Origin of the sequence: Streptomyces sp. TG1A-8 (assembly GCF_030499535.1) — a bacterium.
GTDB lineage: Bacteria > Actinomycetota > Actinomycetes > Streptomycetales > Streptomycetaceae > Streptomyces.
On sequence record NZ_JASTLB010000001.1, the window covers coordinates 6,796,145 to 6,822,865 of the forward strand.

Consider the following 26,721-nt stretch of genomic DNA (forward strand, 5'->3'; position numbering starts at 1 on the left):
TGTCCGACCGGCCGGGAAAGCGCATCGACCGCACGGCGTGACCGAGCGGGTCACACACCCGGAGGCTCGTCCACGCGAGTTCCGCTCCGGCGGCTCGGTCAAGGGGACCGGGCTGCCCCGGGGGCCGCCGCGGGGCAGCCCGGCGGAGTGTCCGATCTGTTGCGGGACGACGTCGAGTGCCTGTTGACCCTGATGAGATGGGACCGCTGCCGGAGGCGCGTGTTCCTGACGCCTCGGTGGCGGACTGGCAAGCGGTCCCCGGTCCCATCGGCGAGAGCGGCTGGAAGCCGCGGCCCGCCGCCCGGGGCGCACGGTCTCCGGCACAGCCGTCCGGTCGAACTTCCGGATGTCCCGCGGACCCTTTCACGAGTGGTGGTCCGGTTCGCGCACACTGGCACGATCGTGCGTTTGCTTTTATGGCTCGGGAACGGCTCGTCGCCGGACGTCCCGGGGCGCGCCGGTGATCCGGCCCGGCCCCGGGACGTGGTACGGCCGCTTCAGGCCGGTCCGGCCGCCTCGAGGGCCGCCGCCTCGATGAACCGGGCCAGCCTGCGCACGCCCTCGACGATGCGGTCCGGCGCCGGGGAACTGCACGAGAGCCGGAGCTGGTGCTCTCCGCCGCCTCCCGCGTAGAAGTCGCCCATGGGCGTCCACAGCACGCCGAAGGCGCGCGCGGAGTGTTCGAGGGCCTTGGCGTCGGCGGCGAACGGCACGTCGACGACGAGGAAGAAGCCGCCCGTCGGCTCGTTCCAGCGCACCCCCAGCTCACGGCGGCGATCTTCGGGGAAGTGCCGCTCCAGCTCGCCCAGCAGGGTGGCCAGGCTGGTGCCGTAGGAGGCGATGGCCTCGGCGTTGGCCGCGCGCAGCCGGCAGTCGCACTCCACCAGCAGTCCGCCGATGACGGCCTGGGCGACGGCCGAGGTGTTGACGGTCGTCATGCTCTTGATCTTGGACAGCTCGTCGGCCAGCAGGGAGCGCCGGTCGCCGGGGCCGACGACCTCCTGGTCGGCGACGACGTATCCGACGCGTGCGCCGGGCAGCGCGGTCTTGGCGAAGGACCCGAGGTGGAGCACCCTGCGGTCGCGGTCCATCGACTTCAGCGTGGGGCGGGCGGACCCCGCGCGGACGAAGAACCCGTACGGGTCGTCCTCCAGGATCAGCAGGTCCGCCTCCGCCGCCACCCGGAGCAGCCGCTCCCGCGCGGCCACGGTCATGCTCTTGCCCGACGGGTTGGCGAAGTCCGGCACCAGGTACAGGGCGCGCGGCCGGCCGCCCGCCTCCCGCACCCGCCGCGCGGCGGCCAGGAAGGCCTCCGGGTCGGGGCCGTCGGCGCCCTCCGGGACGGGGTGGACGGCGATGTCGAGCAGGCGGGCGGCGCCGGTGATGCCGACGGCGCGGAGCCCTTCGCACGGGCGGTCTGGCGCCCGACGACATCGGGTACGTCAACGCGCACGGTACCGCCACCAAACTGGGCGACGTCGCCGAGACCAGGGCCGTGCGGGCCGTGTTCGGGGACCGCTCGCCGGCTGTGAGCGGCACCAAGTCCATGACCGGGCACCTGCTCGGCGGCTCGGGCGCGGTGGAGGCCGCGATCTGCGCACTGGCCGTCTCGCGCGGCCTGCTGCCGCCCACCCACAACCTGGACGAGGTGGACCCGGCCTGCGACCTCGACCACGTGCGCGGCGGAGCCCGGCGCACCCCGGTCGAGGCCGCGATGTCCAACTCGTTCGCCTTCGGCGGCCACAACGTCAGCCTGCTGTTCGGCACGGCCGGCACCCGCATCAAGCGGTCGGAACAGGGAGAGAGCACGTGAACATGGAAGCCGTGGACCACGTCGAGTTCTACGTCGGCGACGCCCAGCAGTCCGCGTTCTACCTGTGCACCGCGTTCGGCTTCCGGGTGCGCGGCCAGGCGGGCCCCGAGACGGGCCGAGCGGACAGCCGGTCCCTGCTGCTGGGCCAGGGCGGCACGGACATCCTGCTCACCTCCGCGCTCACCCCCGACCACCCGGCGGCCCAGTACGTCTCCCGGCACGGCGACGGCGTGGCCAACATCGCCTTCGGGGTGAGCGACGCCGCCAAGGCGTTCGAGACGGCCGTCGAGCGGGGGGCGCCGCCCGTGGAGGAGCCCGTCGCGCACGGCCGGTGCGACGCCGAGGTCGTCACGGCGTCCGTGCTCGGCTTCGGCGACGTCGCGCACCGCTTCACGCAGCGGACCGGGGACCGGGACGATTTCCTGCCCGGCACGATGGACATCTTCGCCCGCGATCCCGGCCAGGGCGAGCAGATGCTGCACACCGTCGACCACGCGGCGATCTGCCTGCCGACGGGCCGGCTGCGGCCCACGGTCGCCTTCTACGAGGAGGTCCTCGGGTTCAGCCAGATCTTCGAGGAGTTCATCGAGGTCGGCGAGCAGGCCGTGGACTCCAAGGTGGTGCAGAGCCCGTCCGGCAAGGTCACCTTCACGCTCATCGAGCCCGTGGCCGACTGCCGGCCCGGCCAGATCGACGCGTTCCTGGCACGCCACGGCGGCGCCGGTGTGCAGCACCCGCCCTGCTCACCGACGACATCGTCGCCACGGTGCCGGCCATGGAAGCCCGCGGCGTCGGCTTCCTGGAGACCCCCGGCACCTACTACGACGAGCTGGCGCAGCGCATGGGCGAGCCCGACCTGCGCATCGAGGACCTGCGGCGCACCAACGTGCTGGTCGACGAGGGCCACTGGGGCCAGGTCTTCCAGATCTTCACCCAGTCCATGCACGTGCGGAAGACCTTCTTCCGGGAGGTCATCGACCGGCGCGGTGCCCGCACCTTCGGCAGCGGCAACATCAAGGCGCTGCACGAGGCCGTGGCCCGCGAGAAGGCGATGGCCTGACGCCGCGAGCGGCACCGCACGAGAGGGCGGCGTCGATCCCGGCCCAGCCCGCCCCGCACCCCCGCCCGTCCCGACCCCGACCGAGGCACCGAAGGAACACCGTGACTGCTCAGGACCTCACCCACTTCGCACTGACCGACGAGGAGCGCGCGCTCCTGCCCACCGACGAGGAAGTCGGCTTCTACGCCGAGCACGGCTGGTACCTGTCCAAGAAGCTCTTCAGCGACGAGGAGATCGACCTCCTGGAGTCGGCCCGCGAGCGCTTCCACGCCGGCCACCGCGACCGCACCCTGCCGGTGCGCCCGCCCAAGCTGGCCTACTGGGAGCCCGAGCACGGCCCGGTGCAGCGGCACAACGACTACATCCACTACGAGGACGAACACCATCGGCCGCGTCCTGCGCAAGCCGCTGCTCGGCGCGGTGGCCGCGCGGCTCGCCGAGGCGGCGGAGACCAGGGTGTTCCAGTCCACCCTGATCTACAAGCCGCCGGTGGCCGAGGAGCAGTCGAACATCGTGCCCTGGCACTTCGACCGGCACTACTGGGCCACCTCCACCTCCGAGCGGATGCTGACCGCGTTCATCCCCTTCCACGACTGCGACGAGGAGATGGGCACGATCACCATGGTGGACGGCAGCCACCTGTGGAAGGAGACCGCCGCCAACGACGCCACCTCGCTGCACTTCGCCGAGCGCGCACGCGGTGAACTCGAACCGGATGCTGGAGGAGAACGCCGCCTACAACAACGCCGAGGTCCGCAAGGTCCCGATGGTGATCCCCAAGGGCCACGTCAGCTTCCACCACTGCCGCACCCACCACGGCAGCGGTCCCAACCTCAGCGACCGGCCCCGCCGCGCCATCTCCTTCCACCTCCAGGACGGCGAGAACCGCTACCGCGCCTTCCGCCGCTCCGACGGCACCCCCGTGGCGTACAACCACGACGTGCTCGTGCGCAGGACCCCCGAGGGGCTCCCGGACTACGCGGACCCCGAGTTTCTGCCCGTGCTGTGGCGCACCCGCTGATGCGCACCGTCGTGGTGGTCGGGACGGGTCCGATCGGCACGTCGATCGCGCTGGCGCTGCGGAGCCGGGGCTTCACCCCCCACCTCCTCGACGAGGACCCCGGGGCCGCGCGCACCGCGGCCGCCCTCGGCGCGGGGGTGGTGGGAGCGCCCCGCGCCCCGGTGGACCTGGCCGTCCTCGCCGTGCCCCGCAGCACGTCGCGCCGTCCCTGCACCAGCAGCAGATGCGCGGGCTGGCCCAGGACTTCACCGACGTCTCCAGCGTCAAGGCGTGGCCCCAGCGGGAGGCCGCGGAGCTGGGCTGCGACCTGGCCCGTTTCGTGGGCGGGCACCCGATGGCGGGCCGGGAGCAGTCCGGGCCGCTCGCGGCGCTGGCCGACCTCTTCCACGGCCGGCCGTGGGTGCTGACCCCGGCCGGCAGCGCCGGTGAGCGGGCGGTCGGCCGGGTGACGGCGCTCGCCGAACTCTGCGGGGCGCGCCCGGTGGTGATGGACCCCGCCCAGCACGACCGGGCGGTGGCCCTCGTCTCGCACACCCCGCACCTGGTCGCGAGCCTGCTGGCCGGCCGGCTGCTGGACGGCGACGAGTCCCACCTCCAGCTCGCCGGACAGGGGCTGCTCGACGCCACCCGGATCACCCGGCGGCTGCCCCGGCCGGCCCCGCTCGCCGAACTCGACGTCCAGGACAAGGGGCACCTGGACAGCCTGGCCGACCGGATAGGGGAGCGGGTGGGGGGCGGTGCCCGCCTGGACGGCGTCGTGCACTCCATCGCCTTCGCCCCGCAGGACGCGATGGGCGGCAACCTCCCCGCCACCGGCTGGGACTCGGTGGCGACCGCGGTCGAGGTGTCCGCCTACTCCCTCAAGGCGCTCGCCATGGCGTGCCTGCCGCTGATGGACGAGCGCGGCGGGTCGATCGTGGGCCTCGACTTCGACGCGGGTGTGGCCTGGCCCGCGTACGACTGGATGGGTGTGGCCAAGGCCGCCCTGGAGGCCACCTCCCGCTACGTCGCCCGCGACCTCGGGCCGCGTGGCATCCGCTGCAACCTGGTGGCGGCCGGACCCGTCAAGACCATGGCGGCCCGGCACATCCCGGGGTTCGAGACCTTCCGCGAGGTGTGGGAGACCCGCGCCCCGATCGGCTGGGACCTCTCCGACCCCGAACCGGCGGCCCGCGCGATCGTCGCCCTGCTGTCCGACTGGTTCCCCCGTACGACGGGGGAGATCGTGCACGTCGACGGCGGTGTGCACGTCATCGGGGCATGACGGCGGACGCGGGCACGAAGGGCGGCGGCCTGCTCGGAAGAGCAGGCCGCCGCCCTGGTCGCCGGTGCCGGAGCCGGCCGTGGCGTTACGGAGCGGCCGGCAGCAGCGACGGGTCGGTGGTCTCCGACCGCAGGCGGTTGAGGATGGCCCTGGCCGCCTTGTCGTAGCACGTGAACTCGTTGTGCAGGACGGACTCGGCGTTCGCCATCTCCAGGAACGCCACGATCTCGAAAACCAGTTGCGGGATGTCGGCGTCCGGCGCGAGTTCGCCCGCCCGCTGCGCCTCCCGCGCGGTCTGCTCCAGGTACGAGAACCAGTTGACGCGGGCCGCGGCGAGCGTGTCGTGGACCCTGCCCTCGCGGGCGGCGTACTCGGCGGAGACCGAGTAGAAGAAGCAGCCGCCGGGGAAAACCCGGTCCTTGGAGTAGGTGAGCCAGCCGGTGCACAGGCGCCACAGGCGGCCGAGGCCCGCCGGCAGGTCCCGTGCGGGCTGGACCACGTGCTCCAGGTACACCGTGATGGCCGTGCGGATGGTGGCGAGCTGGAGGTCCTCCTTGGAGCCGAACAGGGCGAACACGCCACTCTTGCTGAGGTTCAGCTCGTTCGCGAGCTGCCCCATGGACAGCACCGCGAGACCGTCCACGGAGGCGATCTCCACCGCTCGTCTGAGAATGAGCCGGCGGGTCTGGTTTCCGCGCGCGATCCGGCCGTCGGCCTGCGTCCCTGCCACGCCCATGAGCACCCCCACTCTCCTGGAACCGGAATTTCCCGGCGCCGTTGAGGTGGTTCCAGTGTAGCGAATGCACAGACGTTCGTGCGGTTAACGTGCGACGAAGCGGAAGAGATCAGTCCACGGCGAGGGCCCGCGGATCCGCCCCGCCGCCGGTGTCCGAGGCCGCTCGTGACGACGAGCCGGGCCCGGTCGCCGAAGGCCGCGGCCAGTCGGCGGCCCTGGGCCGGCGCGATCCCGGTGTCGTCCTCGTCGTGGACCACGAGCAGGGGCGCGCGCACGATCCGCGGCATGTCCGTGAGCGAGAACGGCACCTCGTCCAGGGGCAGGTCGGGGAAGAGCCGCCCGCGGATCTCGTCGCGCAGACGTGCCTTGAGCCGGTCGCGCGCCTTCAGCTCCGTGCAGAACTCCTCGGCCGGGTGGTCGAGGTCGCAGACGCCGCTGATGGTGACGATCTTCCGCGTCTCCGCCCCGTGCTTCCGCCCGAAGAACGAGTCCGGCACGCCCATCGAGTGGGCGATCAGGCACTCGAACGTGCCGTACCGGTCGTGCGGCGCGGTGACGACGTCCCGGTACCCCAGGATCGTGGCGCTGCGGCCGCCGGCGTCACCGTGGCCGGGGCGTCGACGGCGATCACGCTGTGGCCGCGGTCGAGCAGCCGGGGCGAAGCCGGACAGCCGTGAGGCGTGCGACTGCCAGCCGTGCACCAGCAGCACGGGCCGGCTGCCGTCGTCCCAGCGGTACGCCACCGCGTGCTTGCCGCCGCCGGCGTCCACGCGGTCGACGTGCGCCTTCCCCGGCAGTTCGCGCTCGGCGGACCGCGGCCGGCTGCGCGCGAGCGGCATGTGGAACAACGTGAACGCGCCCCTGCCCACCAGCCGTCCCGGGACGAGGGAGGCGGCGTTGAGGACGGCGCTCGCGACGGCCTCGGTGGGTTTCACGCTCGCTGCTCCTCGGTCCGGCATCGGAAGCCTGATACATTAGCACGCACGATCGTGCTTTTTTGTATTCCCGAAGCGAAGTTTCGAGAGCCGCAAGCGTCCCGGAAGCCCCGGAAGCTTCGATCCGGCGCCGGTGCCGGCGCGGACCCGGTCCGGATGGCTCCGAGTCGTGTCCCGACCACCGGAACCCCGGTTCCGCAGAGGAGTCGCCGTATGCCGGTGTCCATCTGGTTCGCTCCGTGGAAGCCCGGCCCGGCCGGACGTACGGCCCCGGGCGGGGACCTGGGGGCGGGGCCGTAGTGAGCGTCACCGGCTTCGCTCCGTACCGCCCCTGGGCCGCCTTCGGCGTCGGCGTCACCGGCATGGCGCTGCGCCGCACCTGGGCCGGCACCGAGGGGGCGGCCGGACTGTGGCTGTGGAGCACTCCCGGGCTCCCGTGCCCGCGCTCCGGGTCCGTCTCCGTGTGGCGCGACGAGGAGCACCTGCGGGGCTTCGTCGCCCGCCCCGACCACGTACGGATCATGCGGGCCTACCGGGGCCGGGGCGAGCCGCACTCGGCGACCTGGCGGACGGACCACTTCGACAAGGAGGCGACGCGGGAGGCGGCACGGGCCCTGATCGGGGAGTGGTCCGCGCAACCGGCACCCCGGAGGTGAGGTCCTGCGTTCGGACGGGGATTTCGGTCCGGGAGTGCCCGCGCATCAGGTACGGCCGGCGCGCCGTCCCCACCCCGCGTGGTCCAGCAGCAGCCCGAGGTCGTCGTCCTTCACCCGGGTGACCCCTTGCGGGTGCCGGTTGGACAGGGCGTGCAGCGGGACGGGGTCGCGGTGCAGCCGACGGGTCGCCGCCGCGTCCAGCTTCGCCGTGAAGCGCCACGGCTGGCGCTGCCCGGCCGCCACCTCGTACGGCTCGTCCTCGATCTCGGCCACCGCGGCGATCTCCCGCAGCGGCGCGGCGAAGTAAATCCACAGGCGGTCGCCCGGGCCCATCCGCCGCCACCGCGACAGACACCACTCGCGGCGCGGCGCGGTCTCGGCGAGTTCGAGCATGCGGTCCCTGGCACGGGCACCCCCGTCCGGGGCGGTGTCGGCGGGTTTCACGATGAACAGCCAGTCCACGGGTACTCCTTCCCCCTGCGTGCCGGGTGCGTCCCCTGCCCGCACGGGTCCTGTGTGTGCTGCCCCGTACGGGCGCCGCCATGCCCGGCCGCCGGCACGCGTGAGGGCCCCCGGTGGCGCGGGCCCCCGCACCCGCCGTGCGTCCGGGTGCGTGCGCCGCCCGCCGTCGGCGCGCAGGCGGTGGACGCCCCGCAGGACGCCGACGAGGGCCTCCTCCGCCCCGCCGGAGCACGCCGGGTTCCCCCGTGCCGCGCCCGGCGTGCAACTGGGCGCCGGGCGCGTACCCGCCGTCATCACGGTGGCGAAGGCGACCTCCCGGCCCGGCGGCAGCTCCTCCGCCCGGGGTGCGCAGACCGGCGGCGGTCGCCGCACCGGGCGGCACGGCCGTGCCGCGTGCCCGCGCGTTCCCCCGCAGGAGGGCACCGCCCGGGGCGGGCGGCTCACCGGCTCGCCGCAGGCACCTCGGCCGGTCCGTCCTGAGCCGCCGTCACGAAGTCCAGGATGCTCTCGACCACGGCGGGACCGGACAGGATCCTGCGGTGACCGAGGCCCCGGGTGGTGACCAGGTGGGCCTGGTCGCCGAACACCTCGGCCGTCCTCCGTGCCTGGTCGACGCCGACCACGCGGTCCTGCCCGTCGTGGACGACCAGGACCGGCACGGTGATCCGCCCGGACGCGTACGTCGTCGAGAAGTCCCGCCAGAGGTCCTGCTCCCGGGGGAACAGGCGCTGCTCCACACGGGTGCGCAGTTCGCCGCGCACCCGGCGCCGCAGCGCGAGCCGGCCGCAGAACTCGTCGAAGAGGTGGGTGAACTCCCCGACCTGCCTGATCGTGACGAGCCGCCGGGTCCGCACTCCGGACCGCAGCGCCAGCACGGAGGCCAGCGCGCCCACGGAGTGGCTGATGACCGCCTCGAACGCGCCGTGCTCGTCGGCCAGGTGCTGGATCACCTCGCGGAAGGCCAGCACCGTCGTGGTGGCGCCGGCGGCGTCGCCGTGCCCGGGTGCGTCGTAGGCGACGGGGCTGTACCCGGCCTTCAGCAGCCCCGGCACGAAGTGCTCGAAGCAGGTGCCGCGCGACTGCCAGCCGTGGGCGAGCAGCACGGGCCGGGTCATGCCGGGGGCGTGCCGCTTCAGGGCGGTGGCCAGCCGGTCCGCCCAGGACTGGTCGAGGTAGCCCGGCACGGGGTCGCCGAGCCCCTCCGCCACGCTGTCCTCGAAGAGGGCGAACCGCTTCCAGGGGTGCCCGGCCAGCAGCCGGTCCGCCTCCCCTTCTTCCAGGCAGTACGGATCGACGCGTTCCGCACGGGCGCTCTCGCTGTCGCCGACGGGCATCACGTGTGCCGCAGTCCCTTCTGAGGGGTTTCGAGCCGTCAGATCACACACCGAACTGACACCGAACCGGACATCGTCGCGCTCGACCGCACCGCCGTGCAGGAGGCGACGCGCCTCGTCGACCTGGCGCAGGACAAGGACTGGGAGCGGGACAGCCCGTGCGCGGGTTGGTCCCTGCGCCGCCTCGTGGCCCACATGACCGCACAGCACCACGGATTCGCCGCGGCCGCCCGGGGCGCCGGGCAGGAGCCGGCCCACTGGCGCGAGTCCGAGAACCCGAGCGAGCCCGCAGCGCTGCACCGGGCGGCCGCGGCCTCCGTGCTGGAGGCCTTCGCCGAGCCGGGCGTCACCGGCAGAGAGTTCGCCCTGCCCCCGTTGGGCGGCGACTACCCCGGTCGGATGGCCGTCGGTTTCCACTTCATCGACTACGTGATCCACGCCTGGGACGTGGCGGTCGCGCTGGGCGTCGACGTGGAACTGCCGGACGAGGTCCTGCAGGCGGCGGTGGGCGTCGCCCGGCTGGTTCCGCGGGACGCCGACTACCGCAAGCCGGGCTCGTTCTTCGCGCCCGCGCTGGAGGTGCCCGCGGGCGCCGGCCCCCTGCAGGAGGCCCTCCTGCTGCTGGGCCGCGTGCCGGAGCGGTGGTCCAGCCAGGTCTTCTGACCAGCCCGCCGGTCGACCGGTGCCCCGGGCCGGCGGCCGGCCCGGGGCACCGGTCGACCGGCGGGCGGCGTCCGGCCGTGAGGCGGGACAGGCCAGGTGCGCCTGTGGGCCACAACGATGGACAGTGGCCGCGTTCAACGTGCCGACACGCCGATGAAGATCCACCACGAGAAGCACCAGGCGCTCACGGAGGCCACGCGAACCCGGTCGGTCCACCGCGTCTCAGATCCCTGCGCCGTCGAAGCGCGGATTCGGACCGGAGCAAGCGACGAGACCGTACGGACCTTCGCCCGGGAACTGATCGGGGACGGCTCGGAACGCGGGGCGGGGCAAGGTGATGTGACCGTGTGGCCTGAGGAGCCGTTGCTCCGTCGATCTCGGTGGGCGCGAGTCCGAGGTCGTCGGCCCCGGTCGGTGATCCGGTGGCCGGCCGGGCATGGAAGCGGGCCTCATGCACAGCTCGTGGGTGTCGAATTCATTTGAGGAACTGGTGTGCGTTCCAGGCGTACACGATCGCGGGCCGGACTACGGCTGGAATACCAGGTCGTGCTGGTACCAGCTGCCCGGCTTCCCGTCGAGGTCGTCCGGTTCGGCCGGGCCGACCCGGACGAACCCGGCTTTGGTCAGCACCTTCTGGGACGCGGCGTTCCCGTGGGCGGTGGCCGCCCGCAGTGTGCGCAGCCCGTGCCGCGACGCCCCCAGCCGGCACAGCTCCCGAACGGTCGCGGTCGCCACGCCACGGCCGGTGACCTGCTGCGCGACCCGGTAGCCGAGTTCCGCGGTGTGATCCTCGATGTCGGCCAGGTTGAACCTGCCCAGTACCGAGCCGTCCTCGGCGGCGAGCACGTAGCAGGCGCAGGTGCCGGCCTCCTGCTCGGCCAGCAAGGCGTTGTAGCGGTCGGTGAACTGGCCGAAGAAGTCGTCGCCGCGGTCAGAGACCCGGGCAGCGAAGGAGGCGCGGTTCGCCAGCTCGAAGGCCAGGACCGCCGTGGCATGACCGGCATGCAGCTGCTTCAGCGCGGGCACCGCCCGACTCTACCCAGACGGTGCACCGAGGCCACCTGGGTTTCCGCCAGTGGCGGACAGCCCCAATGCCAGGGCAGGGCACATGACGATCCACGTGTGAACAGACATCGGAACAGCGGTCCCGGGCGCGGGGTGTGAGAGTCCGGCAGTACCCGGCTTTCGCCGTACGGCGGGGAACAACGGTCCGCCCGGCGGTCCTGGCGCCGCTGCCGGTGTCCGGCCGCGGGCCTCCCGTCGGTGCGTGTGCCGGCGGTTGCCTGTGCGTGGGGGAAGGGCGGGGCGCCGGTGGGAATGCCTCTGGGGACCGGTGCGGCCCTGGATCAGAACTGCTTCGAGCAGGTCCCGCCCGCCTTGGCCCTGCGCTGGAACGGGTTCCGGGCGTTGGCCCTGCGCGAGGACGAGTCCCGGAGGCGACGGCGTGGCGTTACGTGCACGAGACCGCCGAGGGGCCTGGCTGTCGGGCGTCGGGCCTGCACGGGGCCCCGGCGGGCCTGGGCGGGGACAACACCGTCATGGTGGACGGCACTCCCCTCACTTCCGACCGCCTGGCGGCGGGCATTCGTACTCTTCGTTGAAACACCGCGGGCACGGGACGAACGTGCGGGCCGCCGCCCGCCCGGACGGCGCTCCGCTTACCCGGAAGCGGCGTGGGGCGAACGGGGAGGGCGGGGCTGCGACGGTGCCTGCGGGAGCCGGGAGCCGTCGCAGCCCAACGGGTTGTGCGGTGCCGGGTGGTGTGTCAGGCGGTGTGGAGTTGCAGACCGTAGCGGTTCAGGATGGGGTTGATGGGCTGGTAGAAGGACTGGCCTCCGCTGGTGCAGTTGCCGGATCCGCCCGAGGTGACGCCCTGTGCTTGGTCACCGCTGGTGTATGAGCCGCCGGAGTCGCCACCCTCGACGCACACACTGGTCTGCGTCATCGAGTACACCGCGCCCTGGGCGTAGTTGACGGTGACGTTTTTCCCCTGCACCACGCCGCAGTGCCAGTGCGTGGTGGAGCCGGAGCGGCAGATCGAGGCGCCGACGGGTGCCTCGTTCGAACCGCGGACCAACTGATCGGGGACCTGCCCCCAGCCGGGGACGACGGGTACGGTCCACCAGCCGCTGCCGACGCTGACCCAGGCGTAGTCGTTGCCCGGAAACGTGGAGCCCTGGAAGTTGCCGACGTAGGAGTGGTCCCAGCCGTACACCGCGGATCCGGTGCTGCCGCAGTGGCCTGCCGTGACGAAGCCGCCGTAGGCGGAGAACCCGATGGAACAACGGACGTTCCCGGTGTAGTACGGATCGCCTCCGACCGTGCCCGCCGCCATGGTCCGCGGAGTCCCAGCCTCTTCACGGACGGTGACCGGGCCCGCTTTGCCGGCGCGCGAGAGGAAGGCCCGGACGTCTTTGCCGGCGCGCTGTGCGGCGTTGACGTTGACGACGACGCGGTTGGTGCGCTCGTCGACCTGCCAGCCGTTGATTCCGCGGGGTGCCGGGTACCCGTCGATCCTCTTCTTCGCTGTGTTCAGCTCTCGGAGGGAATGTCGCACGAGGTGGGGCGTGGCGCCGGCCTCTCGGACTGCTGCTGCCTTCGCCTTGTTGGTGACGGCCACGGTCAGGGTGCCGCTGCGGGGGTCGAACCACGAGCCGCCGTAGGCGGACCCGGCGAGGCGTTTGACCCGGGACCCAGTGGCCGTGGCCTTCTTTTCCGCGGCCAGCCGCTTCACGGCCTGGGACTTGGTCAGGCCAAGGTCATGCTGCATCGCGGCGAGCATGTCGGCGGATGCGGGGGCTTCCGACGTAGGGGATCGCACCGGAGTCGCCGAGGCGGTGTTCATACCGGCGGAGACCAGGGCACCAAGGAGCAGCAGGGCGAGTCCGGCGCGGGCCGCCAAAACCTTTCTCACAACGTCGGCCTTTCTGCGGGGGGTGCCAAAGGCGTACGGGCCATCGGTGAGAGCGCTCTCAAATCAGTTCCGGCGTAGCCTGACCGAGATGGAATGGCAGGTGCATGCCAGTGAGTGTTTCCCAACCCGCAGATTGAGCAGGAAAGTTGGGCTGAAAGGCGGGTAAAGCCCTTGGTGAAAGGGTTTTCGACCCAAAATCCGTCCCCACCCGAGGCCTCGTGTGCTCGTCTGCCCGTCCGGTGTCGAGGTGCCCGGCCCCGCCCTGTGCTTCCCGTCCGCCGAGCTCCGTCGGGAGTCCGGTACTCGCCGGCGCGCCTGAGTGCCGGCCGGCAGGCTCTGCTCGCACCTCGAGCACGGAAGGACACGGAACCAACGGAGCCCCTCGGCCGCCGGTGTGACGGGTGGGATCACCACGCCGACGACCGAGGGGTTCTGCCGCGTCGCCACCCGCGCTGAACAGCTCATTTCATCCCTGCAGCACGGGATGGAAAAGGTCCGAGGAGGCCGGGCCGGCAGTTACGGAATCAAAAATTCCAGCTCGGGCCGGTCCCACGCCACCACGGGTGGGTTCGCGCGGGCGGTTCCGGTAAACAGCGCGCCCACGCTGCGGTAAAAACCCTCAGCCGGAGGATGCGACACCACCCGGACGCGGACCAGCCCCGCCGCGCGCGCCTCGGACTGCATGTGCTCGACGAGCAGACGCCCGATTCCGCGGCCCTGCGTCCCATCCTCGACGAAGAGCAGGTCGAGCTCCGGCGGCACGAGGACCAGCGAGTAGAAACCGAGCACCCGGCCCGCTGGATCATCGGTGTCGACGGCCACGAAGACTTGGTGGGCTTCGATGTAGTCGGGCCCGACGCGGTAGGCCGCGACCATCGCTGCGTACTGGCCCTCGTAGGCACGCGAGCCGCGCACGAGTCGCGTGAGCCGCTTGGCGTCCCGGGCGACGGCCCGCCGTATGACGATCTCACCACGCCCGGGCGTCGTACTCGACTGCATATGGAGCATGTTACGCACCCGTGAAGAGAGCTCACACTGGACGCGGAGGGCGGGGCGGCCCCCCGCCATGACCGCCCCGGGGCGGATCACCGCAAGCTGCTGGTCATGGATGAGCAGGGTGCCGGGCGTTGGCGCATTGGCTGACCGGCGTGGGACGGTCCTCGTGGAGTTCGTACCGGGGAGGGGGCCGCTCGTGTCGTCCGGGTCGTCCGTGCCGCTGTCGTACCGGGGACCGGTCACCCCGCCCCTGCCCGACGGGCGCCATGCGCTCCGGCTCCTTACCGACCCCGTGGACGAGGAACTGGTGTGCTGGTCGTGCAACACCCCGGGGAACCGCTCCACCGTGCGCGGCTTCCGGCTGGCACCGGCCGCGCCGGACCTGTTGCCCGTACTCGGATCCGGTGAGCAGGCCACGGAACGCCAGGCGCTGACGGCCGACGATCCGCGGCCGCTGTCCGCCCTGCTCACGTCACCCCTGGTCACGGTGCTCGTCGCCTCGGGCCCGCGGGCCCCGCTGATCGTCCCGGCCGGTGAGCTGTGGCGGGTGCCGTGGGGCGCGCTTCCCCTGGGAGGCGGCCGACTCCTGGGCGAGGCCGCACGGTTCGTGGTCTGTCCGTCGTTGACGATCCAGCGGCAGTTGGCCACCCGGGCGGGCGTCAACCGTTTCCAGCCGGACGCGGAGGAACCCTACGGGCCGCTGCGTGTCGTCCCGGGTGTCGAGACCCGGCAGGCGCGGCGTCTGGCCGGGCTGCGGGCCGGGCGGGCCCGCGGCGCCGTGGTCCTGGCCCTGACCGCGCTGGAGGAGGTGGGGGATGGCAACGTCCTGTACCCGACGAAAGGCGCACTGCGGGCGAGGACCACCGCGGAGTAGGCCCGCGGGACGTGTGGGGGAGTCACGTGCCGGGCGACGCGTTCTGGGGAACCGCACCGGACGCGATGTCGTACCCCGTGCAACACTCCTTGCCATGCTCGGCGTCATCGATCTCCCCACCTACCTCGCAGGCCTCGCCCTGATCGTCCTGCTGTCCGGCCCCAACTCGCTGTACGTGCTGTCCGTGGCCGCCCGCCGCGGCGTCCGGGCGGGATACACCGCCGCCGCCGGGGTGTGGTGCGGGGACACCGTGCTGATGACCCTCTCCGCCGCCGGAGTCGCCTCGCTGCTGCAGGCGAACGCGGTGCTGTTCGGGATCGTGAAGTACGCCGGAGCCGGGTATCTGGCCTGGCTGGCGGTCGGCATGCTGCGGGCCGCGTGGGGGATGTGGCGGACCCGGCGGGAGCCGGCCGTCGCGGACGCCGCGCCCGCCACGCCCACTGCGGTCACCGAGGAGCGGCCGTTCCGCCGTGCCCTCGTCGTCAGCCTCTTCAACCCCAAGGCGATCCTGTTCTTCGTCGCCTTCTTCGTGCAGTTCGTGGACCCCGGTTACGCCTATCCGGCCCTGTCCTTCGTCGTCCTCGGAGCCTTCGCGCAGCTGGCCAGCTTCCTCTACCTCAGCGCACTGATATTCGGCGGCACCCGCCTCGCCGCCGCCTTCCGCCGCCGCAAGCGGCTGTCGGCGACGGCCACCTTGGCGGCCGGCGCGCTGTTCCTCGGGTTCGCGGTGAAGCTCTCACTGGCCGGCGCGTGACACTTCGCTGGGACAGGACCGACAAGGTGAGGTCCGATTCCGGGCGCGGGCGCGTCCTGGCCGCTCGCGTGCGGCGGAGCCGGGGACTTGATCCAGCCACAGCAGGCACCGTGCCTCCTGCTCCGGGGCGGTGAGGCCGGCACGGACCGCTGCCCAGGACCGTTGGTCCCGGGGCGGAGGCACCTTCTTGCCCGGTGTGCGGTGCACGATCCGGCCGGTCGTCGCGGGCGCGTCCGACATGACCACACCGCGATCGAGTCTTCCCGGAAGGGCGCGGACTTCGGCACGGCCGCCGGCTTCTTCCTCCCCACGGCTGCCTTCCCTTCGTTCAATGCCACGGACCACGTCCCCTCACGTCCGGCCCGGCGTCGTCCGATTCGGCGACGCCGGGCCGCGGCATCGCCGGGAGCCGGCAGGAGCGCCGCGCCCGGTCGGCGGCCACCAGCCGTCCCGGACCTGCCCCCAACCGCTTCTCCCGACCAAGAGACCCATTCCGGCCTGCGATCATCACGATTCGTGATCGGGGTCAGAGTGGATTGCGTCTTGGCCGGTCCCGGGCCCGGTGCTGGACTGGACTCCACGACGGCCTCCCGGCTCATCACCACGGGGACCGTACGTCATGGGTACCACCTCGATCCCCGGAGAACGCGATGCCTCTCATCCACGTCCAGCAGACCCCCGGAAAGACGGCCGAGCAGAAGGCCGAGCTGGTCCGCGAGCTGACCGACGCCTACGTCAAGGCGACCGGCAGCAAGCCGGAGAGCGTCTGGGTCACCGTGCAGGAGATCGCCACCGATAGCTGGTCCATCGCCGGCGAGACGCTCGCCGCCCGCGCCGCCAAGCGCTGACCGCGGCGGCCCGTCCCTCGCCGCAGGGGGCGACGGGCCGGCCGCCAAGCCGCCGTTTCCGGACCGAACACTCCCCTCTCCGTCCGGAAACGGCTTCCCCGCCGGGGGCGTGCCGGCCGCGTCCCCGCACCCGGGCAGGGGCCGGTGGACCGCCGTGGGCGCCCCCCGCCACCGTCGCTCGTGCGCCCAGCCCGCCGTCGGCCGGTTCACCGGTCGGTACGGCGTGGCATCCGCAACCCGGCCGGTCCGCCTCCTCACCGTGCGCCGCCCCCGGCCGGCGCCCGCCGCGGCCGACGCCGGGCTCGTGGACCAGCACGTGGCGGCGGGAACGCACCGGGCCCGACCGCGGACCGGCACGACGACGCCCGCTCACGGGTGCCGCGTGCCGGCCGGGTGAGTCCCCCACCGACCCGTCCTTGACCGAGGAAGTTGCCACGTGCCATGAAGACCGCATCGACACGCACGCCCTACGCGGTGCTGCTCGCCGTACTGTGCTCACTGAACGCGGGCGGGCTGTTCGCCTCCGACATCAACCTGCCGGGCGTTCCGGCCACCGCGCACGCCTTCGGCACCCCGGTCGCGTCCGTGCAGTGGACGTTCAGCGCGTTCATGATCGGCATCGCCGTCTCGCAGGCCGTCTACGGCCCCATCTCGGACGCCTACGGCCGCAAGCGCGTCATCGTCTCCGGGCTCGGCCTGTTCGTCCTCGCCTCGCTGGTGTGCGCCGCGGCACCGACGGTCGAGGTCTTCGGCGCCGGACGGCTCCTCCAGGCGCTGGGCGCCGGCTCGGGCATGGTGCTGGGCCGGGCGGTGATCAGCGACCTCTACGAGGAGAAGGAGGCCGCCCGGATGTTCGCCACCGTCATGCCGATCGTCGGTGTCTCCCCGTCCGTCGCCCCGCTGGTCGGCGGCTACCTGACCACCTACGTCTCCTGGCGCGCGCCGTTCGTGGTCACTGCGCTGACCGGACTGGCGACCCTCGTGGTGATGGCCACCTCGATCCCCGAGAGCCTGCCGCCGGAGCGGCGCAGCAAGCACCTGGGCGCCACGCTCAGGGGCTACCCGAAGCTGCTGACCCGCCCGCTGTTCTGGGCCTACACCGTCAACCTGATGGTGGCGTACGGAGGTTACTTCGGCTACTTGGCGGCCTCCCCCCTGGTGTTCGAGAAGATGGGGCTGGCCACCGAGACCACCAGCTACTGCTACATCACCGTCTCCGTCGCCTACGTCGCGGGCAACCTCACCTCGCGCACCCTGGTCCGCACCCGGTCCGTCAACCAACTGCTGTGGACGGGCCACGGGTTCTTCCTCGTCGGTGCCCTGATGATGCTCGGACTCGGCCTGAGCGGGGCCGGTACCCCCTGGGGCCTGCTGGTGCTGGTCTTCATGCCGGTCATGACGTTCGGCAACGGCTTCCTGCTGCCGTTGTCGATGAGCGCGGGCGTGACGACGTTCCGCGCGACGGCCGGCTCGGCCTCGGGCCTGATGGGCGCGCTCCAGCTCCTGGCCGCCTCACTGGGCATCTTCCTTTCCAGCCGGCTGCCGGCGGGGGACCTGTTCGCCCTCGGCTGGTTCGTCCTGGCCGCCGCGCTGCTGGGCGTCTGCGCCTTCGCCCTGTTCCTGTCCCTGGCCCGCCGGCAGGCAGCCGCCGTGCCCGTGGACACCACCGCACTTCGCGTCGGCAAGGCCCGGGCCGTCGAATTGGAGGGAGCCGCCACGGAGTAAGGCCGTGGGAGCGGCGGCAGCGGGCCCGCCCGGATTACGGGTGCCGCTGCCGGGTGTGCGAGGATTCCTCCCGCGGAGCGGTTCCGACGGTGAACATTCCACTTTTCAACAGGGGTGGACACGTCTTTCTTTCGCAGGAACCGCCCGCTCTGGGGATTGGGGGATCCTGTGGAACTGCGCCAGGTTCAGTACTTCGTCGCCGTCGCCGAGGAGTTGCATTTCGGCAGGGCGGCTGAGCGGCTGCACATCGGCCAGCCCGCCGTCAGCCAGCAGGTGCGCCGGCTGGAACGGGAGCTGCGGACCCAGCTCTTCGACCGTTCCGGCCGCACCATCGCCCTCACCGCGGCCGGCCGGGCGCTCCTGCCCGAGGGCCACGAACTGCTGAAGGCCCTCGATTCCTTCGTCGTCAAGGCCCAACGGCTGGCCGAACGGAACGAGGCCACCATCCGCGTGGGGATCAGCTCCGCGCTGGGGCAGCGGCTGGACGACTTCCTGGACGCGGTGCCCGACTCCGGCGCCGGCTCCGGCACCCGCTTCGAATTCCAGACGCTCGATGCCCACAACCGCCTGGAGGAGGTGCGGGCCGGGCGGCTGGACGCGGCGTTCGTCCGGGGTGTCGAAAGCGCTCCGGGACTGCGTCTCCTGACGCTCTGGTACGACCCCCTGGTGGCCGCGCTCCCGGCCGCGCACCCCCTGGCCGGACGGGGGAGTCTGCACCTCAGCGACCTCGCGGCCGTGCCGCTGCGGATCGCGCCCCGCACCGAGAACCCGGTGCTCTTCGACGCCGTTCTCGCAGCCTGCCGGAAGGCGGGTTTCGAGCCCGCTTTCGGGCCGCCCTTCACCAGGCTCCAGGACACCCTCGCCGAGATCGGCGCGAGCGCCGACGGCTGGACGCTGATGTACCCGACGGCCGCCGACACGGTGTCCTCGCGCCGCATCGCGCTGCTCCCGCTGGACGGGGAGCCCATCACCATGCGGATGTTCCTCGCGCTGCGGGACAACGCCGACCCGGTGCGCCTGGAACTGCTCACCGCAACGGCCAGACGGGTGCGCCGGAAGGTCGCGGGAGAGGGCCGGCGGCGATCGGCCTGACCGAAGCCGTGTCCCGGCCCCCGCCGACGCACAGGTGCTCGGCCCGGCCGGCGCGGCCGAACTCCTCCATCCGCCGTGACCATTCGGCTGCCCGACGGTCAACTGCCGCCGGTCCCTTCCCGGCGCCGGCGACTGCACCACTTGTCGCACGGCTGGTTGTGAATGGCGTCCGTCGGACTCGCCCTTGTCCGGCGTGCTCGTGACGGTGGCGCTTCCCGGTGCCGTCGCACCGGAGAGTTCGGGGTCACCGGTCGTTCGCCCCTCCGGCCGCTGGGGCGACGACGGGGCGGACCCGGACACCGGGCCCGCCCCGGGCGGAGGAACGCGGTCCGCCGCCGTCTCACACGCGGAGCATCCCCAGGGGCGCGTCGCGCAGGATCTCGGTGACCCTCGCTTCGCCCAGGCCCGCCTGTGCGAACCAGTTCCGGCTGCTCACCATCCACTCCCCGATGTCCATCTGGGAGGTCTGCCCCAGGTCGGAGCTGTAGACGACCCGCGGGACACGGGCGAGGACGGCGGCGAAGTCGTCCCAGCCCTGGTAGCCCAGCAGGTGCGTCAGCGCGGTCTGCTCGGTGTAGACCTGTTCCGCCGTCGCGATGTCGAGGAGGTCGGAGCAGGTCAGACCGGTCATCGGGTTGGCCGGCTGGTTGAGCATCAGGCGGGGGACGTCGAGCTTCACCGCTTCCTCGACCAGCAGGCGCACCTCGCGTCCGTCGGCGTGGCCGGTGGAGACCACGATCGGCAGGTCGCGGGCCATGTGCAGGATCTCCCGCACCTCGGCGCGCAGCGTGCCGTCCCCGGTGGTGACGGTGAGCGGACGCAGACCGCCCCGGGCCAGCAGCGGGTGGGCCGGGGTGCGTGCAAGACGGCTCTTGTGGGTGCGGCCGGTCGCCGTCGGCAGATGGACGATGAGGCGCAGACCGCTGTCGTCCCCGTGCTGGATGACCGCCTGCTCCACCGCCCGGGGGTCCAGGCCGCCCGCGATGTCGTTGAGCACGATCGACCCCGAGACGGGCCGGCCCTGCCGACGGGCCTCCCACGCCTGCGCCGCGGTGGATCCCAGGTGGTTCTTCAGCACCACCCATCCGCCGAGTTCGGCGTAGCGGGCGCCGGCCGAGGCCGCGGTGTGCCGTCGTACGTAGGCGTCCGGGCCGACGTGGTAGTGGACGTCGACGAAGGCGGCCTGCTCGGCGGTGGCCGTGGGCCGTACGTCAGTGAGCGTCATCGTGCCCCTCCTCCCACGGGCGCGCGTAGCCGAAGCGGGCCCGGGCGTCGTCCAGCCGGGCGCCGTCCAGGGCGGCCTCCCGGATGCGCCGTTCCGTACGCTCCACCGCTTCCGCCCGGCGGACGACCTCGTCGACCAGGCCGGCGGGGATGCGCAGCGCACCGTTGTCGTCCGCGAAGACCAGGTCGCCGGGGGCGACGGCGGTGCCGGCGATGTCCAGGGCGACACCGGTGCGGTCCAGCACCACCCGGTTCTTGCCGCTGACCATGGTGACGGCGGTGCTGAAGAGCGGGTACCCGGTCTCGCGGGTCTCCCGCACGTCGCGCACGGAGCCGTGCACCACGGTGCCCGCGACCTCCCGGCGCAGTGCCACGGAGGTGAGCAGGGATCCCCAGTTGGTGCACGCCGCGGTGCCGCCGTTGTCGACGACCACCACGGAACCGGGCGGTACGTCGTCCAGGTAGTTGGCGGCGTTGCGGAACGTGCCGTCGTCCTCGACGGGCCGGTAGCGCACGGTGAACGCCGGACCGAACGCCACGGCTCCGGGAGTGCGTGCCGCGATGCCCGGCAGCACGCACGGCGCCGCCCGCAGACTGTCGACCGCGTCCGAGAGGGCCGCGGTGTCCAGCCGTGCCAGACGCGCGCGCAGGGTGCCGCCCAGGAAGGGGACGGCGGGTGCGGTGGTCATGCGGTCTCCTCCGTAAGGCGGCGGACGATGGTCCAGGCGGCGAAGTGACCGGCGTACCCGGCGACTTCCGGTCCCCGGTTGGGGACGGTCAGCTCACGGGTGTGCTCCTGTGCCCGGTCGCCGACGCCGCACAGCAGACGGACGGTGCCGGTGCGGCGCTCCGGGCTGCCGCCGTCCCAGGTCGCGTCGAGGGTCACGGGGATCCGGCCGGACTCCGTTCCGGTCCGCGCCGTCTGCCGTTCCGCGGCAAGCTCCGCCGTGAACCGGCCGCCGGTGACGCGGTCGTCCACGTCGAGGGCGAGGCCGCGGTCGTCGAGCAGGACGGCCAGCTCCTGGACGGCGGTGCGTTCCCGGCTGGTGACCACCCACGTCCCCAGCGCCTCGTCGAGCCGCTTGGCGAGTTCCGCGGCGCTGTCGGGAGGGCAGTCGATCCGGACGTCCACGTAGGGGTAGTGCCAGCGGTACGCGGGCTTGACGTTCAGCCCGAGGTCCTGCACGAGGGCGTCCACCGCGGCCGCGGCGTCCGCCTCGATGACGCCGAGGGTACGGCGGAACACCGTGGTGACCGCCTCCGGCTCGGGAAGGTGACCGAGGCCGTCGCGCAGTACGGTGTCGAGCATCGGCAGGCACTCGCGCGGCGGGCCGGGGAGCATCACGACCGTGGTGCCCTGCAGATCGATGCGGCAGCCCCAGGCGGTTCCGTTGGAGTTGGGCAGCAGGTCCGCGCCGCGGGGAACAGTGCCTGGCGGCGGTTGTCCTCGTGGACGGCGACCCGGAAACGGGTGAGCCGTTCGACGACGGCCTGCCAGGCACTCTCCCGGTGCTCCAGCGGGAGGCCGAGGGCGCGGGCGACTCCGGCCCGGGTCACGTCGTCCGAAGTGGGACCGAGACCGCCGATGACGACGACCACGTCGTCCCGGCCGACGGAGGCGCGCACGGCGTCCGCGATCGCGGCCTCGTCGTCGCCGACGGTATGCCGGATCCGGACCGGTACACCGCGGGCGGCGAGCCTGCGGGAGGCCTCGCCCGCGTTGGTGTCCTCCAGTGCGGCCCGCAGCAGCTCGTCCCCGACCGTGACGACGGCGCCGCTGTGGGCGCGCGGTACGGCACGGCAGGCGTCCAGGACGGACGCGGCGCACTCCGCGGTGGTCGCGGTGCCGCCGAGGTCGTACGTCACCCGGTCACGGCGGCGCGTGACGTGCGACACCGCGCTGCGCACCTCGCCCGCGGCCTCGCCGAACCCGAGGTGCTCCAGCAGCAGTCCGATGGTGAGGAAGGCGGCGAGCGGGTTGGCGCGGCCGGTGCCGGCGAGGGCCGGAGCGCTGCCGTGCACCGGTTCGAAGTAGTTGCCGTTCTCCCCGATGTTGGCGCTGGGGGCGAGGCCGAGCCCGCCCATCACCCCGCCGCCGAGGTCGGACAGGATGTCGCCGAACATGTTCTCGGCGACGACGACGCCGAAGCGCTCGGGGCGCCGGGTCATCCACAGTGCTACGGCGTCCACGTTGAGGATCTCGTACTCGATCTCCGGGTACTCCGCGGCGATCTCCTCCAGCCGCCCGCGGGCGAACGCGCTGCTGTGCCGCAGGACGTTCGGCTTGTCGGCGAAGGTGACCCGGTGGTGCGCGTGGGCGCGGGCGTGCTCGAAGGCGAAGCGCAGGATGCGGTCGAGGCCGTGCCCGGTGAGCATCCGCACGCTGGCCGTGGTGGCGTCGCGGCCGCTGCGGCGGGCGTTGGGATGGCCGGCGACGAGTGGCCACAGCTCCTCGGGCACCCGGTCCCAGTCGAGGCCCGCGTAGAGGCCTTCGGTGTTCTCCCGCACGACGCAGAAGCGGTACGGCGTACCGCCGAGGTGGTTCTCGACCGGCCGCAGGTTGGCGAACAGGTCCAGGCGCTGGCGGAGCTGGATGATCGGGGACACGTAGGCGGGGGCCCGCTCGCGCAGGCCCGGCCCGAGGTCGGCCAGGGCCTCGCGCCCCGGCTTGCTGGTGGTGGCGCCGAGGAGCACGGCGTCGCTGCGGCCGATCAGGTCCCAGGTACGCCGGGGCACCGGATCGCCTTCGGTACGCCAGCACTCCCATCCGATGTCCCCGTGTTCCAGGGTGACGGGCAGACCCAGTGCGTCGATCACCGGGAGGGCCGCATCGAGTACTTCGGGGCCGATGCCATCGCCTGGAAGCACTGCGACGGTCTTACTTGTCATGGGTCCTCTTCGTTAGCGGTGGTTCCAGGAACGCGGCGACGGCCCGCCGGGTGGCTTCCGGCTGGTCGGCGTGGGGGCGCATGCCCGCCTGCGGGACGCCGACGCACTCGTGTCCGGGGCCGGCGGCGAGGTGGTGGCGCCGGACGAGGTTCGACTGGGTGCCGTAGACGTGCAGCAGCCTCCCGGGGAAGGCCTCCACGCGGTGGCGGGCGTCGGCGTGGCGCAGTAGGCGCAGCCCGGTGGCCAGTCGCCATCCGGACAGCGGGTCGTCCACGAGGTGGTGGAGGTCTCCGGACGCCGGGCCGGCTCCCGCCGGACCGCGCACCACGTCGTGGAGCAGGCGCAGGGCCGCCGCCGTGCCGTGTGTCGCCACGGTGGCGGCGATGCGTTCCAGCGTGGCGTCGAGCAGATCGTCGGCCACCGTCGGGCTGGAGAGCAGGACGACGTCGGCCCGGCGGGTCCACGGGTGGGCGAGGAGGTGCTGGACGACGGCGCCGCCCAGGGCGTTGCCCACGAGCAGATCGGGTTCCTCGGCGCGGAGGATCTCCGCCCACCGGCCGGCGAGCGCCGCCAGGTCGTCGCCGTCCCGCAGCAGGGACAGGGTGTCGTACACCGTCACCCGGTGGCCGGTCGATGTCAGCGCCCCCACGACGGGTTCGAGGAAGGCGCCGCGGTCCCACTGGGCCATGACGGGGGCGAGCACCGACGCGGTGCGCGGTGCCCGGTCGTCGCCCAGACTCACGGCGACCGCCGGTGCCGGCGCGGTGGTCCGCGCCGGCACCGGTGTCGCGAGGTGCGAGGTCACGCCGCGACCGCCCTGGAGGTGAGCTCGCGTGCGGCGCTGAAGGCGGCGCCGATGTGGTCCGCGGGCAGCTTGCCCCGCTCCTCCACGGAGAGGTCGAAGTGACCGAGGACCAGGTCGGGCAGCGGCAGTGAGGGCTTGGCCTCGGCGATCTCGGACTCCATGCGGTGGGCGAGGGTGAGGATCCGGCCGAGGTCGTAGCGGTCGGCCCGGCCGGTGCGCCCCAGGTAGGCCAGCCACTGCTCGGTGATGAGGTTGCCGGGGCCCTTGCCCATGCCGAGGACCGACGAGTCGATCCAGGTGGCGCCGGCCTCGACCGCGGCGATGGAGTTGGCCAGGGCCAGCCCCAGGTTGTTGTGCGCGTGCAGGCCGGTGGCGGAGTCGGTGACCGAGCGCACCAGGGTGACCAGCCGCGACACCTCGTCCGGCAGCAGGCTGCCGTTGGAGTCCGCCAGGTAGATCACGTCCGCGCCCGCGTCCTCGGACAGCGTGGCGAGTTCCACGAGCCGCCGGCGGTCGAGCTGGCTGACGCGCGTGATGTTCACGGTGGTGGTGAAGCCGGTGTCCGCCGCCTTGCGGAGCATGGCCAGCCCCGGTTCGGGCGCCTTGGACGGCAGGCAGAACCGCACCAGTCGCACGCCCGCCTCGAACATCGCGGTGAGGTCGTCGTCCTCGATGTTCCTCGGGTGCAGGATCATGCAGATCCGCTCGGGAGGTATGACCGAGGCCACGGCCCGTATGTAGTCGTCGGCGCCGGCTCCCGTCAGTCCTACGCCCGGCTTGGGCTTGAAGGAACCCTTGCGGTATCCGATCTCGACCCACTCGACACCGGCCGCGGCGCTCTCACGGGCGTGGTGCAGGGCGTACTCCAGCGAGAAGTCGAAGTTGTTCCTGTACCCCCCGTCCCGCAGCGTCACATCAAGATTGGTGACCATGTCTCCTCCGTTGGGTGTCCGAGGTGGCGGCTGCGAGGGTGAGGGGTGCTCGGCATTGAGCACTCGGTCGCGAGCGATGGATTGCACCGTGGAACCGCGACGGAAAACCGGTGTCCTTCCGGTACTGACACATAGCGGCGATGTCCCCCGTGCCTCGTCGCCTTTGTTTGTGCTTCAACAGGCCCGTATGACACATCGGCAGATTCTCACGTGGAACAACTGCCGGACGGACCCTGATCTCTCCGGGTGCAGCGCTCATGCAAGGACGTTGCCGGCTGCGACTCCGGAAGGTGAAGTGAACGCTATCGTCGTTGGCCTGAGCGGTGCAAGACGCGCTTGTTTACGACCACGTGAAATCGAATTCCCCGCATTGGAGCCCGACATGAATAGTCGAATGTTCAACTGCTCCGTGCGCTCGGGAGCATTCCGCCGAGAATGACGACGCGGGTGTCCCGCAGGTCGGGCAGCGGTTCGCTTCGACCCGTGGCCGTACGGCCGACACGACTGTGACCAGCGTCTCGTACCGCTGGAAGGGTGACGTCACCCCCGGTGTGCCACGCGCGCCCAGGACGGGCGGGGCCGTGGCCTCGGCCCAGGAACCCGCAAGGTACTTTCGGCCGCCGAGTGTCCGGAATGCAATGCAGGTGTTTTCCCGTGCCGGCCGCAGGTGTTCGGAAACCGGCGGCTCGAGGAGTTCGGCCGCCCGCGGAATAACCCGCCCCCCAGCCTGTCCGGCGTCCGGCCGCTCGGTGAACCTCCCGCAATGCAACTTCCTGGTCGCGGTCGCGGCGTGTTCGGTCTTCCGCAACTCCATCCGATCCCCCCGTGTGTCCCCGTCTGACGCGAAAACGCCCGCGCGGCGTCGAGGTCCGTCCCTCGACGCGCAGGAGCTGCTGTCGCGAAAGCGATCCTCTCATCATGCACCGCATTTGCGGCAGGAATTTACCATCCATATACGTCGGGCCGTCCGGCGAGGCTCCGGGCATCCGGTCCCGGGCCGGCACGGGGGATTCCTGGCCCGGAACCGGCGGACGAGGCGCGCCGCTGTCCGTGGTGCGCTCCGCCACTCCCAAGTCCAGCATCCGAACGCGAGCCGTCCAAGACCCAATCCGTTCCGGTACCCATCATGATCGGTGATGAGCCGAGCCCGCGGCGGTGCCGGCCGGCCCGCTCGTGCCGGGGAAGGGTCCCACGCCGCACGATCGCGCCGTGCCCGCCGCGCAACGTCGATCCGCACGCCACCGACCCCGGTCTCCGGCGCCGATCGATCAGCGGGCGGCGAGGAGGCCCGTCGGACCGTGCGGCACGCTGGCGCCGTCGGTGGCGACACTGCGCGTCCTGTGCTCGACGGGATCCGTCCTCGTCCGGGCAGGAGAGCCGATGCCCAGCTCGATCTCCAGGCCCAGGGCCGTGGAACAGCGTCGTTCCGCGATCGCTCCCCACGGCCGGGTGAAGATCGGTGCGCCCAGCCCGAGGTCCGAAGCCCGGGCGGCCTCAACGAGATACCGGGACTCGTCCGTGGTGGGCGGGACGAAGTCGACGCCGGAGTCCGGTCGGGCGGTGTCGCGGGCGCAGGATCCCGCCGGGAACAGGCCGACGACGTCTTCGCGGCCCTTGACCACCGCGCCGAGATGACCTGTTGCTCCACCAACTGGAACGACGTCACCGGGTCGCCCGTGGCAGCCCGATCACAGAACCACCGCCCCCGGCCCACGGGCCGGCTT

Annotated in this window: 24 protein-coding genes and 6 pseudogenes; 15 read left to right on the top strand and 15 right to left on the bottom strand. The window is 72.4% G+C overall.

Annotated elements, in window-relative coordinates; genetic code table 11:
• Positions 1 to 497: 497 nt before the first annotated feature.
• Positions 498 to 1,385 (bottom strand): aminotransferase class I/II-fold pyridoxal phosphate-dependent enzyme, encoded by an 888-nt coding sequence (locus QQY24_RS30130; protein WP_367658058.1) that lies wholly within the window; start codon positions 1,383 to 1,385, stop codon positions 498 to 500.
• A 23-nt stretch (positions 1,386 to 1,408) separates the two neighbouring features.
• On the opposite strand from QQY24_RS30130, the pseudogene QQY24_RS30135 reads away from it, so the two are divergent.
• From QQY24_RS30135 to fabI, 7 genes and pseudogenes are all read left to right on the top strand, one after another.
• Positions 1,409 to 1,813: pseudogene (locus tag QQY24_RS30135) on the top strand (beta-ketoacyl synthase); the annotation flags it as partial.
• 2 nt (positions 1,814 to 1,815) lie between these two features.
• Positions 1,816 to 2,442: pseudogene (locus tag QQY24_RS30140) on the top strand (VOC family protein); the annotation flags it as partial.
• 146 nt (positions 2,443 to 2,588) lie between these two features.
• Positions 2,589 to 2,873 (top strand): hypothetical protein, encoded by a 285-nt coding sequence (locus QQY24_RS30145; RefSeq protein ID WP_301976433.1) that lies wholly within the window; start codon positions 2,589 to 2,591, stop codon positions 2,871 to 2,873.
• A gap of 420 nt (positions 2,874 to 3,293) precedes the next feature.
• A pseudogene (locus tag QQY24_RS30150) lies at positions 3,294 to 3,488 on the top strand (phytanoyl-CoA dioxygenase family protein); the annotation flags it as partial.
• A gap of 85 nt (positions 3,489 to 3,573) precedes the next feature.
• Positions 3,574 to 3,894 carry a phytanoyl-CoA dioxygenase family protein gene (locus QQY24_RS30155; RefSeq protein WP_301975864.1) on the top strand — a complete coding sequence of 107 codons (321 nt, stop codon included), beginning with the start codon at positions 3,574 to 3,576 and terminating at the stop codon, positions 3,892 to 3,894.
• Positions 3,895 to 4,117: 223 nt separating this feature from the next.
• Positions 4,118 to 4,483: pseudogene (locus QQY24_RS30160) on the top strand (prephenate dehydrogenase); the annotation flags it as partial.
• Positions 4,484 to 4,522: 39 nt separating this feature from the next.
• Positions 4,523 to 5,158 (top strand): annotated as a pseudogene (fabI, locus tag QQY24_RS30165) (enoyl-ACP reductase FabI); the annotation flags it as partial.
• An 85-nt stretch (positions 5,159 to 5,243) separates the two neighbouring features.
• On the opposite strand, the gene QQY24_RS30170 reads toward fabI, so the two are convergent.
• Both QQY24_RS30170 and QQY24_RS30175 read right to left on the bottom strand, forming a co-directional pair.
• A complete protein-coding gene (locus QQY24_RS30170) occupies positions 5,244 to 5,801 on the bottom strand; it encodes a TetR/AcrR family transcriptional regulator (protein WP_301975865.1) in 558 nt (185 codons plus the stop codon).
• Positions 5,753 to 6,829, bottom strand: coding sequence for an alpha/beta hydrolase (locus QQY24_RS30175; protein WP_301975866.1), 1,077 nt, complete (start codon positions 6,827 to 6,829; stop codon positions 5,753 to 5,755). Before QQY24_RS30175 ends, QQY24_RS30170 begins: the two co-directional genes overlap by 49 nt.
• A 299-nt stretch (positions 6,830 to 7,128) precedes the next feature.
• Between QQY24_RS30175 and QQY24_RS30180 the strand changes: the two genes are divergently transcribed.
• Entirely contained in the window at positions 7,129 to 7,485 is a 357-nt protein-coding gene (locus QQY24_RS30180; RefSeq protein WP_301975867.1) for a hypothetical protein, read from the top strand.
• 45 nt (positions 7,486 to 7,530) lie between these two features.
• On the opposite strand, the gene QQY24_RS30185 is transcribed toward QQY24_RS30180, so the two are convergent.
• Positions 7,531 to 7,947 carry a hypothetical protein gene (locus QQY24_RS30185; protein ID WP_301975868.1) on the bottom strand — a complete coding sequence of 139 codons (417 nt, stop codon included), beginning with the start codon at positions 7,945 to 7,947 and terminating at the stop codon, positions 7,531 to 7,533.
• A gap of 440 nt (positions 7,948 to 8,387) precedes the next feature.
• Positions 8,388 to 9,281: an alpha/beta fold hydrolase gene (locus QQY24_RS30190; protein ID WP_301975869.1), complete on the bottom strand. Its 894-nt coding sequence runs from the start codon at positions 9,279 to 9,281 to the stop codon at positions 8,388 to 8,390.
• 96 nt (positions 9,282 to 9,377) lie between these two features.
• On the opposite strand from QQY24_RS30190, the gene QQY24_RS30195 reads away from it, so the two are divergent.
• Entirely contained in the window at positions 9,378 to 9,944 is a 567-nt protein-coding gene (locus QQY24_RS30195; protein ID WP_301975870.1) for a TIGR03086 family metal-binding protein, read from the top strand.
• 153 nt (positions 9,945 to 10,097) lie between these two features.
• The gene (locus tag QQY24_RS34895; RefSeq protein ID WP_367658024.1) at positions 10,098 to 10,427 is read left to right on the top strand and encodes an SsgA family sporulation/cell division regulator; all 330 of its coding nucleotides are present in this window, start codon (positions 10,098 to 10,100) and stop codon (positions 10,425 to 10,427) included.
• A gap of 42 nt (positions 10,428 to 10,469) precedes the next feature.
• On the opposite strand, the gene QQY24_RS30200 is transcribed toward QQY24_RS34895, so the two are convergent.
• The 3 genes from QQY24_RS30200 to QQY24_RS30210 all read right to left on the bottom strand — a co-directional run bounded on the left by QQY24_RS30200 (position 10,470) and on the right by QQY24_RS30210 (position 13,857).
• On the bottom strand, positions 10,470 to 10,970 hold the full coding sequence (locus tag QQY24_RS30200) for a GNAT family N-acetyltransferase (RefSeq protein WP_301975871.1): 501 nt from the start codon (positions 10,968 to 10,970) through the stop codon (positions 10,470 to 10,472).
• A 739-nt stretch (positions 10,971 to 11,709) separates the two neighbouring features.
• Positions 11,710 to 12,789, bottom strand: a complete 1,080-nt coding sequence (locus QQY24_RS30205) for a S1 family peptidase (RefSeq protein ID WP_301976398.1) — start codon at positions 12,787 to 12,789, stop codon at positions 11,710 to 11,712.
• 585 nt (positions 12,790 to 13,374) lie between these two features.
• Positions 13,375 to 13,857 (bottom strand): GNAT family N-acetyltransferase, encoded by a 483-nt coding sequence (locus QQY24_RS30210; RefSeq protein ID WP_301975873.1) that lies wholly within the window; start codon positions 13,855 to 13,857, stop codon positions 13,375 to 13,377.
• A 652-nt stretch (positions 13,858 to 14,509) separates the two neighbouring features.
• Between QQY24_RS30210 and QQY24_RS30215 the strand changes: the two are divergent.
• From QQY24_RS30215 to QQY24_RS30235, 5 genes and pseudogenes are all read left to right on the top strand, one after another.
• Positions 14,510 to 14,772, top strand: a pseudogene (locus QQY24_RS30215) (methylmalonyl-CoA mutase family protein); the annotation flags it as partial.
• 50 nt (positions 14,773 to 14,822) lie between these two features.
• Entirely contained in the window at positions 14,823 to 15,482 is a 660-nt protein-coding gene (leuE, locus tag QQY24_RS30220; RefSeq protein ID WP_301975874.1) for a leucine efflux protein LeuE, read from the top strand.
• A gap of 650 nt (positions 15,483 to 16,132) precedes the next feature.
• On the top strand, positions 16,133 to 16,330 hold the full coding sequence (locus QQY24_RS30225; RefSeq protein WP_145486504.1) for a 4-oxalocrotonate tautomerase family protein: 198 nt from the start codon (positions 16,133 to 16,135) through the stop codon (positions 16,328 to 16,330).
• A 441-nt stretch (positions 16,331 to 16,771) separates the two neighbouring features.
• Positions 16,772 to 18,055 carry a multidrug effflux MFS transporter gene (locus tag QQY24_RS30230; RefSeq protein WP_301975875.1) on the top strand — a complete coding sequence of 428 codons (1,284 nt, stop codon included), beginning with the start codon at positions 16,772 to 16,774 and terminating at the stop codon, positions 18,053 to 18,055.
• A 168-nt stretch (positions 18,056 to 18,223) separates the two neighbouring features.
• Positions 18,224 to 19,147 carry a LysR family transcriptional regulator gene (locus QQY24_RS30235; RefSeq protein WP_301975876.1) on the top strand — a complete coding sequence of 308 codons (924 nt, stop codon included), beginning with the start codon at positions 18,224 to 18,226 and terminating at the stop codon, positions 19,145 to 19,147.
• A gap of 340 nt (positions 19,148 to 19,487) precedes the next feature.
• On the opposite strand, the gene QQY24_RS30240 is transcribed toward QQY24_RS30235, so the two are convergent.
• The 7 genes from QQY24_RS30240 to QQY24_RS30270 all read right to left on the bottom strand — a co-directional run bounded on the left by QQY24_RS30240 (position 19,488) and on the right by QQY24_RS30270 (position 26,619).
• The gene (locus tag QQY24_RS30240; RefSeq protein WP_301975877.1) at positions 19,488 to 20,372 is read right to left on the bottom strand and encodes a DUF6282 family protein; all 885 of its coding nucleotides are present in this window, start codon (positions 20,370 to 20,372) and stop codon (positions 19,488 to 19,490) included.
• Positions 20,359 to 21,060, bottom strand: a complete 702-nt coding sequence (locus QQY24_RS30245) for an RraA family protein (protein ID WP_301975878.1) — start codon at positions 21,058 to 21,060, stop codon at positions 20,359 to 20,361. The genes QQY24_RS30240 and QQY24_RS30245 overlap by 14 nt, the downstream gene beginning before the upstream one ends.
• The gene (locus QQY24_RS30250; RefSeq protein WP_301975879.1) at positions 21,057 to 21,713 is read right to left on the bottom strand and encodes a hypothetical protein; all 657 of its coding nucleotides are present in this window, start codon (positions 21,711 to 21,713) and stop codon (positions 21,057 to 21,059) included. Before QQY24_RS30250 ends, QQY24_RS30245 begins: the two co-directional genes overlap by 4 nt.
• Positions 21,713 to 23,260 carry an isocitrate/isopropylmalate family dehydrogenase gene (locus QQY24_RS30255; RefSeq protein ID WP_301975880.1) on the bottom strand — a complete coding sequence of 516 codons (1,548 nt, stop codon included), beginning with the start codon at positions 23,258 to 23,260 and terminating at the stop codon, positions 21,713 to 21,715. Before QQY24_RS30255 ends, QQY24_RS30250 begins: the two co-directional genes overlap by 1 nt.
• Positions 23,250 to 24,065, bottom strand: a complete 816-nt coding sequence (locus QQY24_RS30260; RefSeq protein WP_301975881.1) for an alpha/beta fold hydrolase — start codon at positions 24,063 to 24,065, stop codon at positions 23,250 to 23,252. The genes QQY24_RS30255 and QQY24_RS30260 overlap by 11 nt, the downstream gene beginning before the upstream one ends.
• Positions 24,062 to 24,997 carry a hypothetical protein gene (locus QQY24_RS30265; RefSeq protein WP_301975882.1) on the bottom strand — a complete coding sequence of 312 codons (936 nt, stop codon included), beginning with the start codon at positions 24,995 to 24,997 and terminating at the stop codon, positions 24,062 to 24,064. Before QQY24_RS30265 ends, QQY24_RS30260 begins: the two co-directional genes overlap by 4 nt.
• Positions 24,998 to 26,265: 1,268 nt before the next feature.
• Positions 26,266 to 26,619, bottom strand: a complete 354-nt coding sequence (locus QQY24_RS30270) for a nucleotidyltransferase domain-containing protein (RefSeq protein WP_301975883.1) — start codon at positions 26,617 to 26,619, stop codon at positions 26,266 to 26,268.
• Positions 26,620 to 26,721: the final 102 nt, after the last annotated feature.